The organism is Aeromonas taiwanensis, from assembly GCF_000820165.1.
Classification (GTDB): Bacteria; Pseudomonadota; Gammaproteobacteria; order Enterobacterales; family Aeromonadaceae; genus Aeromonas; species Aeromonas taiwanensis.
The window spans coordinates 93,686-110,129 of the sequence record NZ_CDDD01000008.1 but is presented as its reverse complement, the minus strand read 5'-3'; the positions used below and the strand labels follow the sequence as shown (position 1 = coordinate 110,129).

General features: G+C 65.0%; 17 protein-coding genes. 3 read left to right on the top strand and 14 right to left on the bottom strand.

All coding sequences use genetic code 11. From position 1 onward, the window contains the following. Positions 1–25: 25 nt before the first annotated feature. Positions 26–607 carry a nucleotidyltransferase family protein gene (locus tag BN1136_RS01540; protein WP_043761870.1) on the bottom strand — a complete coding sequence of 194 codons (582 nt, stop codon included), beginning with the start codon at positions 605–607 and terminating at the stop codon, positions 26–28. Then, positions 597–854 carry a GNAT family N-acetyltransferase gene (locus BN1136_RS01535; RefSeq protein WP_043761869.1) on the bottom strand — a complete coding sequence of 86 codons (258 nt, stop codon included), beginning with the start codon at positions 852–854 and terminating at the stop codon, positions 597–599. Before BN1136_RS01535 ends, BN1136_RS01540 begins: the two co-directional genes overlap by 11 nt. Positions 855–1,007: 153 nt before the next feature. On the opposite strand from BN1136_RS01535, the gene cysM reads away from it, so the two are divergent. Then, positions 1,008–1,898 (top strand): cysteine synthase CysM, encoded by an 891-nt coding sequence (cysM, locus tag BN1136_RS01530; protein WP_043761868.1) that lies wholly within the window; start codon positions 1,008–1,010, stop codon positions 1,896–1,898. A gap of 24 nt (positions 1,899–1,922) precedes the next feature. Here the strand turns inward: cysM and BN1136_RS01525 are convergent, their stop codons facing one another. The 4 genes from BN1136_RS01525 to BN1136_RS01510 are packed head-to-tail and all read right to left on the bottom strand — an operon-like array spanning position 1,923 to position 5,671. Further along, positions 1,923–3,128, bottom strand: a complete 1,206-nt coding sequence (locus BN1136_RS01525; RefSeq protein WP_043761867.1) for an iron-containing alcohol dehydrogenase — start codon at positions 3,126–3,128, stop codon at positions 1,923–1,925. A gap of 17 nt (positions 3,129–3,145) precedes the next feature. Next, positions 3,146–3,658, bottom strand: a complete 513-nt coding sequence (locus BN1136_RS01520; RefSeq protein WP_043761866.1) for an SCP2 sterol-binding domain-containing protein — start codon at positions 3,656–3,658, stop codon at positions 3,146–3,148. Then, positions 3,648–4,238 carry a TetR/AcrR family transcriptional regulator gene (locus tag BN1136_RS01515; protein ID WP_043761865.1) on the bottom strand — a complete coding sequence of 197 codons (591 nt, stop codon included), beginning with the start codon at positions 4,236–4,238 and terminating at the stop codon, positions 3,648–3,650. Before BN1136_RS01515 ends, BN1136_RS01520 begins: the two co-directional genes overlap by 11 nt. A gap of 8 nt (positions 4,239–4,246) precedes the next feature. Further along, entirely contained in the window at positions 4,247–5,671 is a 1,425-nt protein-coding gene (locus BN1136_RS01510) for a coniferyl aldehyde dehydrogenase (protein WP_043761864.1), read from the bottom strand. Positions 5,672–5,871: 200 nt separating this feature from the next. Here BN1136_RS01510 and BN1136_RS01505 point away from each other — a divergent pair, with 200 nt between their 5' ends. After that, a complete protein-coding gene (locus BN1136_RS01505) occupies positions 5,872–6,165 on the top strand; it encodes a hypothetical protein (RefSeq protein WP_043761953.1) in 294 nt (97 codons plus the stop codon). Between the two features lie 51 nt (positions 6,166–6,216). Here the strand turns inward: BN1136_RS01505 and BN1136_RS01500 are convergent, their stop codons facing one another. The 8 genes from BN1136_RS01500 to BN1136_RS01465 all read right to left on the bottom strand — a co-directional run bounded on the left by BN1136_RS01500 (position 6,217) and on the right by BN1136_RS01465 (position 14,241). Further along, positions 6,217–6,666, bottom strand: a complete 450-nt coding sequence (locus BN1136_RS01500) for a C40 family peptidase (RefSeq protein WP_043761862.1) — start codon at positions 6,664–6,666, stop codon at positions 6,217–6,219. A gap of 110 nt (positions 6,667–6,776) precedes the next feature. Then, positions 6,777–7,691: a hydrogen peroxide-inducible genes activator gene (locus BN1136_RS01495; RefSeq protein WP_043761861.1), complete on the bottom strand. Its 915-nt coding sequence runs from the start codon at positions 7,689–7,691 to the stop codon at positions 6,777–6,779. A 297-nt stretch (positions 7,692–7,988) separates the two neighbouring features. After that, positions 7,989–8,954, bottom strand: coding sequence for an alpha-L-glutamate ligase-like protein (locus tag BN1136_RS01490; protein ID WP_043761859.1), 966 nt, complete (start codon positions 8,952–8,954; stop codon positions 7,989–7,991). Between the two features lie 3 nt (positions 8,955–8,957). Beyond that, positions 8,958–10,496, bottom strand: coding sequence for an inactive transglutaminase family protein (locus BN1136_RS01485; protein WP_042077309.1), 1,539 nt, complete (start codon positions 10,494–10,496; stop codon positions 8,958–8,960). Positions 10,497–10,499: 3 nt separating this feature from the next. Beyond that, positions 10,500–11,288, bottom strand: coding sequence for an ATP-dependent zinc protease family protein (locus tag BN1136_RS01480; protein ID WP_042077311.1), 789 nt, complete (start codon positions 11,286–11,288; stop codon positions 10,500–10,502). Between the two features lie 52 nt (positions 11,289–11,340). Then, on the bottom strand, positions 11,341–12,318 hold the full coding sequence (cmoB, locus tag BN1136_RS01475; RefSeq protein WP_043761858.1) for a tRNA 5-methoxyuridine(34)/uridine 5-oxyacetic acid(34) synthase CmoB: 978 nt from the start codon (positions 12,316–12,318) through the stop codon (positions 11,341–11,343). Continuing rightward, positions 12,315–13,058 carry a carboxy-S-adenosyl-L-methionine synthase CmoA gene (gene cmoA / locus BN1136_RS01470; protein ID WP_043761856.1) on the bottom strand — a complete coding sequence of 248 codons (744 nt, stop codon included), beginning with the start codon at positions 13,056–13,058 and terminating at the stop codon, positions 12,315–12,317. Before cmoA ends, cmoB begins: the two co-directional genes overlap by 4 nt. 334 nt (positions 13,059–13,392) lie before the next feature. Next, positions 13,393–14,241, bottom strand: coding sequence for a DUF72 domain-containing protein (locus BN1136_RS01465; RefSeq protein WP_043764274.1), 849 nt, complete (start codon positions 14,239–14,241; stop codon positions 13,393–13,395). A 429-nt stretch (positions 14,242–14,670) separates the two neighbouring features. On the opposite strand from BN1136_RS01465, the gene aspS reads away from it, so the two are divergent. After that, complete coding sequence (gene aspS / locus BN1136_RS01460) at positions 14,671–16,437, top strand: aspartate--tRNA ligase (RefSeq protein WP_043807949.1); 1,767 nt, start codon at positions 14,671–14,673, stop codon at positions 16,435–16,437. The last annotated feature ends 7 nt before the right edge of the window (positions 16,438–16,444 follow it).

The window sequence follows — 16,444 nt, the reverse complement described above, 5'->3', positions numbered from 1 at the left end:
AGGTTGCCGAAACATTGCAATCCGGTCATGGCCAGTTCACGACAAGGTCAGGCCAGATCTGCTGCCACCCCTTGGCCTTGACGCGCTCGGTAAAGACCCGGCTCTCCTGGCGACAGCGCGGGTTGGGGTCCACCCGCAGGGACCAGTTGGGGGCAAAGCCGTAAGGGGCCAGCCACTCGAACCCGTCGTCTGCCAGCAATCTGACCCCGATGCAGGTGGGTACCTCCACCCAGTGTCCTAGGGCCTCCAGAGTGCTGCCAAAGGGGGGCACTTGCTGGCGCACATGCATGCGGGTCTGGTTGCGCACCTCCCAGCGTTGGTCAGGCAGTCGGGCATTCAGCCAGGCCTCGTGATCGGCCTCCTTCAATCCAGTCGGATCAGCACTGTCCAGATAGATAAGATCGATGTCGTTGAGCGGGGTGGGCTCGGCCTTGTGATGGAGGTGATCCCAGATGAGGTTGCGCACAAACCCCGCCCCCAGCGCCCAGTCGGGCAGGGCCAGCGCCCGCGCGGCCCGCAGGCAATCCATGCGCCGGTCATCGGCCCGCAGCAGGGCCTCGGTGCACGCCTGCAAAGCGGCTTCCTGATTGGCCTGCTCAGCCGGCATTGCGGCGAAGCCAGACGTCGATATAGCTGCAGGTCGGCACTATGGTGAGCCCCTCTGCCAGAGTCCAGTTGTAGAAGCTGCGGGCCAGCCGATCGGCGATGCCCTGTCCGCGCAGCTCGGCAGGGACCTGGGTGCTGTAGGCGTCGACGGTGGTGGCGTCCAGCCTGCGATAGGCGAGACGGGCGAGCTTGCCGTCCACGGTGCAGACGAACTGCTGCTGTTCCGGCTGGTGAAGAATGTCGCTCATCTGGGATCCTCTCTGGGTGAATGGGGTGATCAGAACATGGCGGGCACGCTTTGCCAACGTCATTCTTTGCCGCCGTGGCGGGCTCGCTTACACTGGCCGGCCTGCGAATGGTCGCATGGCAAGGTATAGAACACAGACAGAGGATGGATCCCCATGGCCTTCGCCACCCTGGAAGATCTGATAGGCAACACCCCCCTGCTGGCGCTGCGCCACATCAATCCCTACCCCGGTGTGACCCTGCTGGTGAAGCTGGAGGGCAACAACCCCGCCGGCTCGGTCAAGGACAGGCCGGCCCTGAACCTCATCCGGTGCGCGGAGGCGAGCGGTCACTTAGCGCCAGGGGCACGGCTCATCGAGGCCACCTCCGGCAACACCGGCATCGCGCTGGCCATGGTGGCAGCGGCCAGAGGCTACCGGATGCGCCTCATCATGCCTGACACCATGAGCCAGGAGCGGCGCGACGCCATGCAGGCCTATGGCGCAGAGCTGGTGCTGGTGGAGGGCGGCATGGAGGCGGCGCGCGACCTCGCCCTGGCCATGCAGGGGCGCGGGGAGGGGCTGGTGCTCGATCAGTTCAACAACCCGGCCAACCCGGATGCCCACTACCTCTCCACCGGCCCCGAGATCTGGCGCCAGAGCGGCGGGGCGGTCACTCACTTCGTGTCGGCCATGGGGACCACGGGCACCATCATGGGGGTCTCCCGCTACCTCAAGGAGCAGAACCCGGCGGTAGAGGTGATCGGCCTGCAACCGGCCGAGGGGAGCCAGATCCCGGGCATTCGCCGCTGGCCCGAGGCCTACCTGCCCGCCATCTTCGAGCCCGCCCGGGTCGACCGGGTGCTGGATGTGACGCTGGAGGAGTCCCTCACCACGATGCGCCGGCTGGCCCGGGAGGAGGGGATCTGCTGCGGCGTCAGCTCGGGGGGCGCCGTGGCCGGCGCCCTGCGGGTCGCCGCCGAGATTGGCGAAGGGGTGGTGGTGGCCATCATCTGCGATCGGGGGGATCGCTACCTCTCCACCGGGGTCTTTACCCCCGCGTCCTGACCTCCGGGCGGGCCCTGGAGCCCGCTATTCCCACACCCGTTCCAGCAGTGCCAGCAGCTGCGCCCTGTCTGCATCCTTGCGGTTGTAGAGCAGGGCGCCGTCGTTGATGGCGAGATCCCGGATCTCGGGCAGCAGACCCTTGTCGGTGAGACCCGCCTCCCGCAGGGTGCGTGGCAGCCCGACCGCCTGCCACAGGGTGTCGCGCAGGGCATGGAGGGCATCCAGGGTGGCCTGGGCCCGCAGGGGGGGCGGGGTCGCCGCGAAGCGCTCCGGTCCCGCGAGTGGCAGCAGCAGGCGGGCGAGGGCGTCATCTATCTCCGGCCTGTTGTAGTCGAGCACCGCAGGCAGGAAGAGGTTCATGCACAGGCCGTGGGGCAGGTGGCAGCGGGCCCCCAGGCTGTGGCCGAGGGCGTGCACCAGCCCCACCATGGAGTTGGAGAAGGCCATGCCCGCCAGGGTGGAACCCTCCGCGAGCTGCAGGCGCAGGTGTGGATCCTGGGGCTGCTCCAGCACCTTGGGCAGGGCGGTGGCTATCTTCTCCACCGCCATCAGGGCCAGGGCGTCGCTGACCGGGTTCCTGGCGTTGCCGATGAAGGCCTCGATGGCGTGGGTCATGGCGTCCATGGCGGTGGCGGCGGTGATGTTGAGCGGCAGCCCCCGGGTGAGGCGCGGGTCCAGTACCGCCAGCCGGGGCAGCAGGAAGGGGGAGGTAAAGGGCACCTTGCGCCCGCTCGCCTCGTCCTTGATCACCGCCACCAGGGTCACCTCGGAGCCGGTGCCCGCCGTGGTGGGCACCACCGCCAGGGGATTGAGGGGGCGGGTCAGGCAGCCTGCTCCGGCATAGTCCAGCAACCTCCCGCCCCCTGTCTCACCGTCGCGCGGCGCCAGGGTGGCCAGGATATTGACCGCCTTGGCGGTGTCGATGACGGAACCGCCCCCGAGCGCCACCAGGCTGTCGCAATCCAGCTCCCGGTAGTGGCGGGCTATCCGCTCCACCACGGCGGTGGAGGAGTCGGCCGGGATCTCGTCCCAGATGGCGGCGACTGCAAGCCCCCCCTCGGCCATCACCCCGGCCAGCAGGGTGGCGAGCCCGGTGCCGGCGACCCCCTTGTCGGTGAGCAGCAGCGGGTGGCGCGCCCCCAGCGCCATCAGCTCGTCAGGGAGTTGTTCCAGCGCCTGCTCCCCCGCCATCAGCTTGACCGGGCAGAAGAAATCGTAATAGCGGCTCATGGTGTTCCTCTTGGTGTTCAACCGGTCAGCAGACCCAGGTAGATGTGGCAGGCCCGTGCCAGCTTGTGGCGCGGACTCGGATAGTGGCGCAGCAACGGTCGCGCGATGAAGGCGGGCAGGATCAGGCTCTGCAACTGCTCCAGCGCGCGCACCAGGTGCATGGCCGCGCTGAGATCCCCCTCCACCTGCAGGCGGTTTTCACAAAACGCCTGGTTGATGCCGAGGCGAAAGCTCAAGGTGCGAAACGCGATGGCGGGGTGCTTGAAGTGCACCCGCAGCGGGTGGGGGGCGGCCTCATCCGGCTGCGGTGCCGCGCCCGTGCGCCAGCGCCCCCCCGCCTTGTGAATGGTCAGCCCGCCCGCCAGACCGTTCACCGACAGCTGGATGCTGAGGCCGTCTGGCAGGGGGGCGAGCTCGCGGCGCACCGCCTCGTCGACCCTGGCGGCGCGGCACAGGGTGCGGCCGATGACCCAGAGCAGGCTCCCGATCCAGAGGCGTCTGCCGGTGGCGAGCAGGGAGTCAGCGTGCATGGCGCCCTCCCGCGATGGCGGACCAGAAGAGGGAGAAGGCGCTCTCCCGCCAGTGGGGATCCTCGCCAAGCTCCGGCTGGTCGACGAACAGGGAGGCGCAGGTCAGAAACTGGCTCTGGCACACCTCCAGCATCAGCAGGGGCGGCCCCTGCATCAGCTCGCCACTGGCCTGGCCTTGGGCCAGCAGGTGCGGCAGAAAGGGCAGGGTCTCCCCCAGGATCTGGCTGCGCAGGGAGCGGGCCAGCAGGGGGGAGTGGAAGAAGCCCAGCACGAACTTGAGCTCGTGGGGATGGGCCTGCATCCAGGCCATTGCCTGCTGCCAGTAGTGGCGGGTCTGCTCCTCGAGAGAGAGGGTCGGATCCGCCTCGCTGATGGCGGCGCCCAGGCGCCCCTTGATCTCCTGATAGAGCTGCTGGATCAGCACCTCCTTGCTGGGAAAGTGGTGAAACAGGGTGCCGTTGGCCACCCCGGCCGCCTTGGCGATGCGAGCGGTGGCGGCGCCCTGCAGGCCGTCTTCGGCGCACAGGGCGAGGGCGGCATCCAGGATCTGGCGGCGTTTGTCGGTCATGGTCTCTCGCATCTTGCCTCCTAGCGCAGGAACAGGGCCATCATCAGCCGCTGATACCAGCGTCGATAAGGCGGGTGGATAAGCCCCCCGGGGCTGAAACGCCCGCGGCGCAGCACGGTTTTCGCCTTGGAGAAGGTGAGAAAGCCTTCGCGGCCGTGGTAGTGACCCATGCCGGAGGGGCCGATGCCGCCGAAGGGCGCGTCGTCCGCCGCGGCCTGGAACAGGCTCTCGTTGATGGCCATGCCGCCGGCGTGGGTCTCCCGGATGAGACGGCGCTGCAGGGGCTCATCCAGGCTCATCAGATAGAGTGCCAGCGGGCGGGGTCGCGCCGCCACATAGGCGATCGCCTCGTCCAGCGAGTCATAAGGCACGATCGGCAGCAGGGGGCCGAAGATCTCCTGCTGCATCACCTGGCAATGGTCGGGCACCTCGGTCAGGAGGTGGGGCGCCAGGCGGTGGGCGCTGTCATCCCGGGCAGGCGAAGTGCAGGGGTGTACCTGGGCCCCCGCCTGCCTGGCTTCATCCAGCCAGGCCGTGAGCCGGGCATACTGCTGCGCATTGACGACGGAGCCGTAGTCCGGGCTCGCCAGCCCCTTGGGATAGAGGCGCGTGAAGTGGCTGCGGTAGGCCTCGATAAAGGCCTGCTCCTGGCCGCGCGGCAGCAGCACATAGTCGGGGGCCACGCAGATCTGGCCGGCGTTGAGGCTCTTGCCGAAGATCATCCGCTCCACCGCCAGCGCCATGGGCATGTCGGGGGCGACGAGGCAGGGGCTCTTGCCACCGAGTTCCAGGGTGAGGGGGGTGAGGTGGGGCGCGGCGGCAGCCATCACCCGCCGACCCACGGCGGTGGAACCGGTGAACACCAGGTGATCGAAGGGGAGGGCACTGAAGGCGGCCGCGAGCTCGGCATCCCCCTCGATGACCATCACCTCGTCATCAGCAAAGACCTCCCCCAGCAGGGTACGCAGCACGGCATTGGTGCGGGGCGTGAACTCGGAGAGCTTGATCATGGCGCGGTTGCCGGCGCCGATGGCACCGATGAGGGGGCCGAGGCTCAGCATCACCGGGAAGTTCCAGGGGACCATGATGCCGACCACGCCGAGGGGCTGGTAGTGCACTTCGACCCTGGCGGGGGCCAGCAGCAGGCCTGGGTGGCGGCGCTCCGGTCTCATCCAGCCCTTGAGCCGCTTCAGGCTGTAGTTGATCTGCATGACGCAGGGGAGGATGTCGGCAATCAGGCTGTCATAGCCGCTGCGCTGGCCGTAGTCCAGGGCCAGGGCGTCGCACAGGGCCTGCTTGTGGGCCAGCAGGGCGCCCTTGAGTTGGGTGAGCCTGGTGCGGCGCTCCGCCAGGCTCGGCATGGGGTGTGACAGGCAAGCCTGCCTGAGGCGGATCAGCTGATCGGGCAGGGAGAACTTGTCCGATGAGGTGAGGGTGGTATTCATGATGATCTCCGCACAGAAAACAACCGACTGATTAGTCGGTCCAAATCTAGCGGCTCATCAGCCCCGTGTAAACAGGGTGGCGGGACAGGGGAGAGGCTTTGCCTGGAACTGTGCTCGGGCTCTCACTTCTGGGGCATGCAGATTGGCTGTCTATCCAATAAGGGGTAATTTTGAGCTTCAACTCAGAGGGAGAACTGGACATGACCAGGGAATTGCACAGTCTGCTGGCCAGGCTGGACGACGTCATCGCACGGATGCCGGACAGCTTCACCACCTATGAATTTGCCCAGAAACTGGCGTTGCAGCATCAGCGGGAGTATTTCGCCGCGGGGCACTCCCTGGCTGATCAGGAGAAGAACCTGCTTCGCCTGCTCCACGAGAAGATAGCCCTGGCGCTGGCGAGCCATGACGGGGTGATCGAGGGAGCCCTGCTGCCCTGCACGACCCCCTGGGGGGAGCGCGCCACCTCCCCCCGCTGGCACCGCAAGCACTGAGGTATGGATGACAAAAAAGGCCCCTGGGGGCCTTTTGTTTTTCAGGGCTTTCTACTGAATCAGCCTGCGGGCCTGCCAGTAGCGGCTGTTCCAGTAGACGTTGTCGAGGCGCGAGCGGATCACTCCCTTGCTGGTGGAGGCGTGGATGAATTCCCCGGCTCCGGTGTAGACCCCGACGTGGTACTGCTGCCAGCCGGTCTTGAAAAAGACCAGATCCCCGTGCTGCAACCGGTATCTGTCCACCGGGCGGCCGAGGCTGGCCTGGGATTCCGTGGTGCGGGGGAGGCTGAACCCCAGCACCTGGCTGTAGGCGAGCTGGGTGAAGGCGGAGCAGTCGAGGCCGGCACGGCTGGTGCCGCCGATGCGATAGGGGACACCGCGCCACTGTTGATAGAAGCTGTCGAAGGCGCTGCTCTGGCGCACGGGGGGTGGCGGCTCCGGTGTGCTGGAGCAGGCGGTGACAAGCAGGGCCAGCAGGGGCAGCAGCAAGGTGCGGAACATCTCAACTCCTTGATAGGGCTCGGGATTCATCATAGACGATGATCCTGCCTGGTACCTGAATGAGAGCATAACGGCTTGCCGCACGCACAACTGCGCACGGCAAGCGGGTCTTAATCGTCCCCCTTGGGGTTGATGAGCGGCGCGAGCAGCTCGGCAATCTTGTAGAAGGTCTGCACCCGGGTGGTGCTGGGGCGCCACACCAGGCCAATCTCCCGATAGGGCTTCTCCCCGGGCAGGGGAATAGCCACCAGATCCGAGTTGTCGAGGATGCCGGCATCTATGGCCATCTGGGGCAGGAAGGTGGTGCCAAGGCCGGCGCCCACCATCTGCACCAGGGTGTGCAGGCTGGTGGCGGCAAACGGGTTGATCTTGCTCTTGTCCCGCAGCCGGCAGGCGCTCACCGCGTGCTCGGTCAGGCAGTGCTCCCGCTCCAGCAGGAAGATGCTCTGGTTGGGCAGCTCCTTGTAGTCGAACGGCATGTGCAGCCCCGCCGCCATGTGGGAGGGCATCACCATGTGGAAGGGATCCTGGCCGACCGTCTTGCTGTGGAAGCCGCCGATCTCCACCGGCAGGGCGAGGATCAGCAGATCGAGCTGCCCCTGCTCCAGCTGCTTGAGCAAATTGGTGGTGGTGTCTTCCCGCAGCAACAGCTCCAGCTCGGGATAGGCCTTGCCGCACACCTGCAGCAGCTTGCTCAGCAGGAAGGGGGCTATGGTGGGGATGCAGCCGAGGCGGACGGTGCCGTGCATGACGCCCCCCTGCTGCTGGCCCAGCTCCATCAGATCCCGGGCATCGGAGAGCAGGTTGCGCGCCCGCGCGACGATTTCCATGCCGACCGGCGTCATGATGAAACTCTTGTGATCCCGCTCCACCAGCTGCAGGTTCATCATGTCCTCCAGGGTCTGGATCCCGGTACTCAGGGTGGACTGGCTGACATGGCAGGCCTTGGCGGCGCGGTTGAAATTCTTGTGCTCGTCCAGAGCGACCAGATACTGGAGCTGTTTCAGGCTGGGCCAACGTTGCATAGGAGAAACCCGATCGATGCTATCTATTTGATTTGATTAATCTACCATCGAGAGACCCCGTTGTCGCCGACAAATCGGTGCCCCCTGGCAGGCGCACTGCCTCATGCACATGGGGTGGCCTGCGCCGATGGGCTGGCGACCCCCTCATTCGTCTGGAGCTTATCCCCTTGTAGCGCGCCGTTGAAGGGGCGCCGCCGGGGGATGTGACGGGGATCGGCCTTCCCCGGCTCCGGTGAGGAGCGGCCATAAAAAACGCGCCAGGGGCGCGTTTTTGCAAGGGAAGGACGATGTCATCGCCTACTCGTCGAAGATGCCGAAGTGATCCTTGGCGAAGTTGACCCGCTGCTCCACGTTCATCTTGACCTGGCCCAGCTTCTCTATGGTTTTGAGGTTCGGCACCAGGCCGCGGCCGTTGGCGATCTGGATGGCGAGGCCGGGACGGGCGTTGAGCTCCAGCAGCATGGGGCCGCGGAACTTGTCCAGCACCATGTCGGTGCCGATGTAGCCCAGGCCCGACATCTCGTAGCAGGAGGCCGCCAGGGTCAGCAGGGTGTCCCAGTGGGGTACCTTGAGATCGTAGAGATCCAGGCCTGTGTCCGGGTGATGGCGCAAGGGGGCGCCAAACTGCACCGCCCGCAGGGCGCGGCCGGTGCGCAGGCACAGACCCACCCCCACGGCGCCCTGGTGCAGGTTCGCCTTGCCGTCGGAGGCCGAGGTGGAGAGGCGCATCATGGCCATCACCGGGAACCCCTTGAAGATGATCACCCGGGCATCGGGCACCCCTTCGAAGGAGTAGCCGTCGAACACGTCGTCGAAGTTGATGAGCCCTTCCACCAGCGCCACGTCGGGCTTGCCGCCCAGGGAATAGAGGCCCGCCAGTATGTTGGAGACATGGCGCTCCAGATCCTGGCCGTTGCAGGCGCTGCCGTTGGGCTTGTAGAAGAGGCCGTCCTCCTGGCGCAGGATCACCAGGATCCCCTTGCCGCCGGAGCCGCGGGCCGGCTTGATGCAGAAGCCCGGCCACTCCTTGACCAGCGCCGTGATGCGGCCCACGTCGTGCTGCTCGCGGATGGTGCCGATCAGTTCCGGCACCGTCACCCCGGCGTCCAGCGCGATGCGCTTGGTCTTGAGCTTGTCATCCACCAGCGGGTAGAGACGGCGCGGGTTATAGCGGCTGATGTAGGAGTGGTTGCGCTTGTTCATGCCGAGGATGCCTGCCTGGGACAGGCTCCACGGACTGGTGTATTTCTGCCAGAACCACATCTGTTACTTGTCCTTACCCGGGGTGGCACCAGACTTCATCTCGTCCACCAGCGGCTTGAAGCGCTTGAGTTCGCTCAGCTTGTAGCCGGTGTAGTTGCCCATCAACAGCACGGTCGCCATCAGCACCAGCTGCAGGCCGAGGAAGTTGAAGGTGAGGTGACGGATGAGCTCGTTGTCCATGGCGAGGTAGGCGATGACGGCCACCAGCAGGGAGCCGCCGCCCTGGCGGAACACCTCTTTCGGGCCCTCTTCCTCCCACAGGATGGACATGCGCTCTATGGTCCAGGAGAGGATGATCATCGGGAAGAAGGTGATCTTCATGCCGTCGGTCAGCCCCAGCTTGAAGGCGAAGGCCGAGAAGATGCCGATCATCGAGATCACCATGATGATGATCGCCGATATCCGCGCCACCAGGAGCAGGTTGAGCCGCGAGAGGTAGGAGCGGATCACCAGACCCGTGCCGACGATCAACAGGAAGCCCACCAGACCGGTGACGAGGGAGGTCTGGATGAAGGCGACCGCGATCAGCACCGGCATGAAGGTGCCCGAGGTTTTGATCCCCACGATGACCCGCAGGAACACCACCATCAACACGCCGATGGGGATCAGCAGCAGCCCCTTGAACAGGGCCTGCTCTTCCAGGGGCAGGCTGTGGATGGAGAAGTTCATCATCTCCGATTTTTCAAACTTCTGGGCCAGGGCCACGTTCACCGGCTGCTCCTGCTCGATCATCGAGAAGGTGACGCGGGAGTTGTGGCCGCCGGTGACGTCCAGCAGGGCGCCGGAGTTGTACTCCCACAGCAGCAGGTTGGCCGGTTGACCCTGTTCACCGCTTTGCGGGTTGAACAGCTTGTAGTCGGTCGGGCTGTTGAACACCTGCAGGTAGTCCACCAGCTCCTGACGGCGGCGGCCATCTTCCAGGCTCAGGGCATGGACGACGCGGGCCGGGACGTCGGCGTTGTTCAGCAGCTCGGCGATCAGGTTGGCACGGCTCTTGTGGGATTTCAGCAGCTCGGCGTTCTGCTCCTGCTTCTCGATCTCCTTGATGATCTCGCGGGTCAGGGTGTAGCCGTCGGCGGAACGCTCCTGGGCGCGCTCCAGGATCTGCTTCATGGCGGTGGCGTAAGGCTCGCTCTCGATCTGCTTCTCGATGGCGGGCGGCTGCGGATTCGCGGCCGGCTTGGCGTGGGCATCCGCCATCATGTCGACGCGGTAGTAGAGCTCCTGGCGGCCGGAGGCACTGCGGATGGACCACTCGGCGCGGGCATCCCCGTCCTTTTCCACGAACGACAGGCCATAACCCGGGCTCGCGGCGTTCTCGTTCATCAGGGTGAAGCCGGGCTGGGTGCCCGGAATGGCCAGGGAGGCGATGACGGGTTCGCCGGTCGCCTCGAACTCGAGCTTGGCCTCGATGGACCAGATCTGACGTTTTTCACCGGGCGTGAGGGGCACGTCCAGGGCGACATGGTGATAAAACGTCATTCCCAGGCCGACGATGAACAACAGGGCGACCAGCAGATAGAACGGCTTACGGGAAACCATGGATTATTTCACATCCTTGAGCTTGGGTTTGGGTTGGATATATTCGCGGGCCACGTCGACCACGGCGATGTCTTTGAGGAACTCACGGCCCAGCAGCACGGGGAAGGTCATGTCGCTGCGGTCTTTCAGGGTAAACTCGGCCTTCTCGGTCATGTCGCCGATGCGCACGGTGAGGCGCACCACGGGACGGCGGTCGAGGTCGTCGGCGGAGGCCTGGCGCACCCGCACGTGGCGCACCAGAGGCGCCTCGATCTGGATCTTGTCGTCCATCTCCTGGTGGCTCAGGAAGAAGCGCACCCAGTTCTTGCCGTTGCGCTCGAAGATGGTGATCTCCTGGGCGCTGATGGAGGAGGTGGTGGCACCGGTATCGACCCGGGCCTGGAAGGCGTCGTTGGCGGCGTCAACCCAGATCCACTCGGCTTCACCCACCAGCAGCTTGCCGTCGACCGTGTGACCCTGGCTCGGGGCTGGGCACTTCTCGGTGGGGATGGGCATGGCCTTGGGCGGCTCTGGCGGCAGTTGATCGAGCTTGCTGTCGACTTTGTTCACGGACTCTTTCATGTTGGTGACATCGGTGTTGAGCTGAACCAGCAGGTGCTGTTGCTGCACGTACTGCTTCTGTTGCTGTTCCATGGATGTTTGCAGGCGTTGCTCGCTCAGGGCAATCTCGTTGCGCAGCTCGGCCAGCGTCAGGGTCGGGACCGGGGGGGCTTTTTCCATACTGACACACCCGCCGAGACTGAGCAGGGAGAGCAGGGTCATTCCTTTTAATTTGCTTTTCATGTCATTCATTTAACTGTGCTTCCTGGAATTGGGTCAGTGTAACTTCCACAGCCGCCATCGGCTAGTCTTTGGCCTTTCTGGCGATCAGTACGGCACGCTTGGGTGCCGGGTATCCTTCGACCGTGAGTGCGGGATTGTCTGGGTCCAGATAATCACTCAGGGATTCGTTAATCATCCAGTCGGTACGACGCTGTTCGTCGATGCTGGTCATATTCTCGTCGACGATGCGCACCTCGGTGAAGCCGCAGCGCTCGACCCAGCGCTTGAGGGCGGCGCTCGAGGGGAGGAACCAGACGTTGCGCATCTTGCCGTAGCGATCCGCGGGCACCAGCACCTCGTTCTCGTCGCCGTCCACCACCAGCGTCTCCAGCACCAGCTCGCCGTCGTCTTTCAGCTGGTTGCGCAGCTGTTCGATGTGCTCGATGGGGGACTTGCGGTGATAGAGCACTCCCATGGAGAAGACGGTGTCAAACGCCCGCAGCGCCGGCAGCTCCTGGATGCCGAGGGGCAGCAGGTGGGCGCGCTGGTCGCCACCCATGAAGTGGCGAATGGCCTCGAACTGGCAGAGGAAGAGCGGGCTGGGGTCTATGCCGACCGCCAGTTTCGCCCCTTCCCCCACCATGCGCCAGAGGTGGTAGCCGCTGCCGCAGCCCACGTCCAGCACATAGCGCCCCTCGAGGGGGCTGATGTGGGGCAGCACCCGATCCCACTTCCAGTCGGAGCGCCACTCGGTGTCGATGTGGATGCCGTGCACATGGAAGGGGCCCTTGCGCCAGGGCATGAGCTGGCGCAGCAGGCTCTCGGTCTTCTTGCGCTCCCCCTCGCCCAGGCTCTCGTCCCCGCCGATGGCGACCCGCTCTTTGAGCTCGATCTGTCCGGGGGGCACGACCGGCAACTTGGCGAGGGCGCGGTTCCAGCGCGGCAGATCCCCGTGCTGGTTGTCGTGCTGCCAGGCGTGCAGCTGGGCCGGCAGGGTGTGCAGCCAGTGGCTCAGCCGGTTCTTGGCGATCAGTTGATAGAAGTTGGCGAAGTCGATCATGGCTGGGTCGGGTCGCTGGCTTTGATGGCGATCATGGAGCCGAAGTTGAAGCACTGGAACCAGAGATCCAGATGGGTGAAGCCGGCGTCCCGCAGGCGCGCCTGATGGACCGCCAGGGTGTCGGTGCGCATCACGTTCTCAAGGGCGGTGCGCTTCTGGCTGATCTCCAGCTCGCTATAGCCGTTGGCCCGCTTGAAGTCGAGGTGCAGGTCGATGAGCAACTCGTTGACCTGCTCGTCATCGAAGCGGAACTTCTCGCTCAGGATCAGGATGCCGCCGGGGCGCAGGCCATCAAAGATGCGCTGGATCAGGGCGGCCCGCTTCTCGGGCGCGACGAACTGCAGGGTAAAGTTGAGCACCACCACGGAGGCGTTCTCGATGGCGATGTCGCAGATGTCCGCCTCGATGAGCTCCACCGGTACCTCGGACTTGAAGCCGGAGAGGTGGGCGCGGGCCCGCTCTATCATGGGGTGGGAGAGATCCACCGCCGTGATGCGGCAGCCGGGCTGATTGACGTGACGGCGCATGGCTTGGGTCGCGGCGCCCAGGGAGCAGCCGAGGTCATAGAGGCGGCTCTGGGGCTGGGCGTAGCGGGCGGCCATCATGCCGATGGCGGAGATGATGTTGCTGTAACCGGGCACCGAGCGCTGGATCATGTCGGGGAAGACGTCGACGACCTGCTCGTCAAAGCAGAAGTCTCCCAGACGGGCGATGGGGGCGGCAAAAATCTGATCGTGCATGCTGACGCAACCTGACAGCCGGTGGAGTCCACGGCTGTTTTGTTCAATTGAATCTTGGGTAGACGGGCATCGAAATGGCGTCGTCACCGGTTGACGAACGGGGTGGCTTGCTCCGGGATCCTTCGGGCTTGCCCTGCTCGCAACGGGCCATGGTCCGGGCCCTGCCTTGGTGCCGGGCACTGGTGGGCAACGCATTGCCATGCACCCAGGGCCGGGACCTTACTTGGGGCGCTAGTGTAGAGGAAAGGTCGGCGTTTGTCTTGACGCCAAGCCCCGTGGGGCCACAAAAAAACGGCTTTTTTTAGCGTCGGGGAAGGGGCGGGGAGAGCGCCGCTCAAAAGGGCAGCACACCCTGGTGCGCGCGATCGTTTTCTCCCGGCCAGGGGGCCATCTCTTGCCCCAGCAGACGGGTCACCTGGCGGGCCAGTGCGGGGGCCTGGACGTTGTCGGCGGTGTGGATGAAGAGGTAGAGATCCTTCCCCTCGGCCAGCCACTGCTGCCAGCGGGGGAGCCAGCCCGGCAGGAAGGGGTGGTTGGCGGCGGGATCCGGCAGGCCGATGAGCCGCACCACGGGGGCGCTGGCGGTGGCCAGCAGGTGCACCGGTAGCCTTGGCTTCTTGCCCTGGGCATCCACCAGGGCGGCCGAGGTGGCGGGCACCGAGAAGAGCGGCCGGCTGTCGAGCATGATGCGGTTCACCCCCTTCTCCATCAGCATCCGGTTGAGGGCACGCTCGGCCTCCCCCTTGGCGAAGAAGTCCGGGTGGCGCACCTCGAGAGCGTAGCGAAACTCCCCCGGCAGGCGCTCGAAGAAGGCCTGCAGGCGTGGCAGCCCGTCGGGGCCGAAGCGGGCGGGCAGTTGCAGCTTGAGCAGCCCCAGCTTGTCGTGCAGGGGGGCCAGCAGGCGGATAAAGTCGCTGACCTGTTTGTCCGCGCTCACCAGATCGCTCTGGTGGCTGATGGCCTGCGGAAACTTGAAGCTGAAGCGAAAGTGGGCGGGAACCGCATCGGCCCAGCGCTGCACCGTCTCCGGGGTCGGCGAGGCGTAGAAGGTGGTGTTGCCCTCCACGGTGTTGAACACCCGGGCGTAGTGGGCGAGGTGTTCGGCGGGTTTGACATTCATGCCCAGAAGTTGACCGGGCCAGGCCGGATGTGACCACTGGGGCAGGCCCAAATAGAGGCTCATGACGGTTCCTGTCTGCGTGGTGAGGGGGTTTCTCCTCCTTTTTGCGCGAGAACAACAAAAAACAGGGCAAAGGAGGCTGCGGGCCATTTTACCCAAATGGAGGTTTTCCTCTATAATGCCAACCCTTTTGTTTGCCAAATTGTTGTGACGCGCGCGGCCGTCCACCCCGGGTGGCGATGATCGCGGCCCGGCAGTTGCCAGACAACGACGCTTGCCAACGCCTTCGCCCCCATTCGTCATCCCGCCGGGATCGCGGGGACGCGCCGGCATTGGCGGCAAGAGTCCGGCTCGGGGAGCCGGACGACCCGAGACAGATTTCAAACCGGGCAAGAAGCAGGATCTGGCCAGCTGTGAGACAGACGGTGCTTGCCAGTCGTGCCCGGCGACCCAGGATGAACCGTCTCTCTACCATTTCGAAGGAAGAAGTCCATGCGCTCTATCTATTGCGGACAGGTCAATGAGGCCCATGCCGGGCAGACCATTACATTGTGCGGTTGGGTCCATCGTCGTCGTGATCTCGGCGGCCTCATCTTTATCGACATGCGCGATCGTGAAGGCATCGTGCAGGTGTTCTTCGATCCGGACAAGCCGGACGCCTTTGCCCTGGCCTCCGAGCTGCGCGGCGAGTTCTGCATCCAGGTGACCGGCGTGGTGCGCACCCGTCCGGAGTCACAGCGCAACAGCGACATGGCCACCGGCGCCATCGAGGTGTTCGCCCACGAGCTCACCATCATCAACCGTGCCGAGCCGCTGCCGCTGGACTTCAACCAGGTCAACAGCGAAGAGGTGAGCCTCAAGTACCGCTACCTGGACCTGCGCCGTCCCGAGATGGCCAAGTACCTGAAGACCCGCGCCAAGGCCAGTGCCTTCGTGCGTCGCTTCATGGACGAGCACGGCTTCCTCGACATCGAGACCCCGATGCTGACCAAGGCCACTCCGGAAGGGGCCCGTGACTACCTGGTGCCGAGCCGCGTGCACAAGGGCAAGTTCTATGCCCTGCCGCAGTCCCCCCAGCTGTTCAAGCAGCTGCTGATGATGTCCGGCTTTGACCGCTACTACCAGATCGTCAAGTGCTTCCGCGACGAAGACCTGCGTGCCGACCGCCAGCCGGAATTCACCCAGATCGACGTGGAGACCTCCTTCATGACCGCGCCCCAGGTGCGTGAGATCATGGAAGAGATGATCCGCAAGCTGTGGCTGCACATCCTGAACGTGGATCTGGGCGACTTCCCCATCATGACCTTCGACGAAGCCATGCGTCGTTTCGGCTCCGACAAGCCGGACCTGCGTTTGCCGATGGAGCTGGTGGATGTGGCTGATCTGCTGACCTCCGTCGAGTTCGCCGTGTTCGCGGGCCCCGCCAACGATCCGAAAGGCCGCGTGGCGGCTCTGAAAGTGCCGGGCGGCGCCGAGCTCTCTCGCAAGCAGATCGACGAGTACACCAAGTTTGTCGGCATCTACGGTGCCAAGGGCCTGGCCTGGATGAAGGTCAACGAAGCGGCCAACGGCATCGAAGGCGTGCAGTCTCCGGTGGCCAAGTTCCTCTCCGACGCCATCGTGCGCGAGATCCTGGCCCGCACCGGTGCGATGGATGGCGACATCATCTTCTTCGGCGCCGACTCCAAGAAGGTGGTGTGCGACGCCATGGGCGCCCTGCGTCTGAAGGTGGGCCGCGATCTGGGCCTGGTGGAGAACGTCTGGAAGCCCCTGTGGGTCATCGACTTCCCCATGTTCGAGGAAGATGGCGAAGGCGGTCTGGCTGCCATGCACCACCCCTTCACCGCGCCGAGCAACCTGGGCCCGGACGAGCTCAAGGCCAACCCGCTGGGTGCCTACGCCAATGCCTACGACATGGTGATCAACGGCTACGAAGTGGGTGGCGGTTCAGTCCGTATCCACAACAGCGAGATGCAGTCCACCGTGTTCGACATCCTGGGGATCACCCCGGACGAGCAGCGCCTGAAGTTCGGCTTCCTGCTGGATGCCCTGAAATACGGCACCCCGCCCCACGCCGGCCTGGCGTTCGGTCTGGATCGCCTCAGCATGCTGTTGACCGGTACCGACAACATCCGGGATGTCATCGCCTTCCCGAAAACCACTGCGGCCGCCTGTCTGATGACAGATGCCCCGAGTTTTGCCAACCCGGCCCAACTGGGCGAGCTGGCGATTGCGACCACCGTCAAGGGCGACGAATAAGCCTTCA

Excerpts from the sequence above, each read along its gene's own strand:
- BN1136_RS01505 (WP_043761953.1), top strand. The coding sequence starts at position 5,872 with ATGACCAGGGAATTGCACAGTCTGCTGGCCAGGCTGGACGACGTCATC.
- BN1136_RS01515 (WP_043761865.1), bottom strand. The coding sequence starts at position 4,238 with ATGCGAGAGACCATGACCGACAAACGCCGCCAGATCCTGGATGCCGCC.
- BN1136_RS01510 (WP_043761864.1), bottom strand. The coding sequence starts at position 5,671 with ATGAATACCACCCTCACCTCATCGGACAAGTTCTCCCTGCCCGATCAG.
- BN1136_RS01520 (WP_043761866.1), bottom strand. The coding sequence starts at position 3,658 with ATGCACGCTGACTCCCTGCTCGCCACCGGCAGACGCCTCTGGATCGGG.
- BN1136_RS01490 (WP_043761859.1), bottom strand. The coding sequence starts at position 8,954 with ATGTGGTTCTGGCAGAAATACACCAGTCCGTGGAGCCTGTCCCAGGCA.
- cysM (WP_043761868.1), top strand. The coding sequence starts at position 1,008 with ATGGCCTTCGCCACCCTGGAAGATCTGATAGGCAACACCCCCCTGCTG.
- BN1136_RS01500 (WP_043761862.1), bottom strand. The coding sequence starts at position 6,666 with ATGTTCCGCACCTTGCTGCTGCCCCTGCTGGCCCTGCTTGTCACCGCC.
- cmoA (WP_043761856.1), bottom strand. The coding sequence starts at position 13,058 with ATGCACGATCAGATTTTTGCCGCCCCCATCGCCCGTCTGGGAGACTTC.
- aspS (WP_043807949.1), top strand. The coding sequence starts at position 14,671 with ATGCGCTCTATCTATTGCGGACAGGTCAATGAGGCCCATGCCGGGCAG.
- BN1136_RS01485 (WP_042077309.1), bottom strand. The coding sequence starts at position 10,496 with ATGGTTTCCCGTAAGCCGTTCTATCTGCTGGTCGCCCTGTTGTTCATC.
- cmoB (WP_043761858.1), bottom strand. The coding sequence starts at position 12,318 with ATGATCGACTTCGCCAACTTCTATCAACTGATCGCCAAGAACCGGCTG.
- BN1136_RS01465 (WP_043764274.1), bottom strand. The coding sequence starts at position 14,241 with ATGAGCCTCTATTTGGGCCTGCCCCAGTGGTCACATCCGGCCTGGCCC.
- BN1136_RS01540 (WP_043761870.1), bottom strand. The coding sequence starts at position 607 with ATGCCGGCTGAGCAGGCCAATCAGGAAGCCGCTTTGCAGGCGTGCACC.
- BN1136_RS01495 (WP_043761861.1), bottom strand. The coding sequence starts at position 7,691 with ATGCAACGTTGGCCCAGCCTGAAACAGCTCCAGTATCTGGTCGCTCTG.
- BN1136_RS01525 (WP_043761867.1), bottom strand. The coding sequence starts at position 3,128 with ATGAGCCGCTATTACGATTTCTTCTGCCCGGTCAAGCTGATGGCGGGG.
- BN1136_RS01535 (WP_043761869.1), bottom strand. The coding sequence starts at position 854 with ATGAGCGACATTCTTCACCAGCCGGAACAGCAGCAGTTCGTCTGCACC.
- BN1136_RS01480 (WP_042077311.1), bottom strand. The coding sequence starts at position 11,288 with ATGAATGACATGAAAAGCAAATTAAAAGGAATGACCCTGCTCTCCCTG.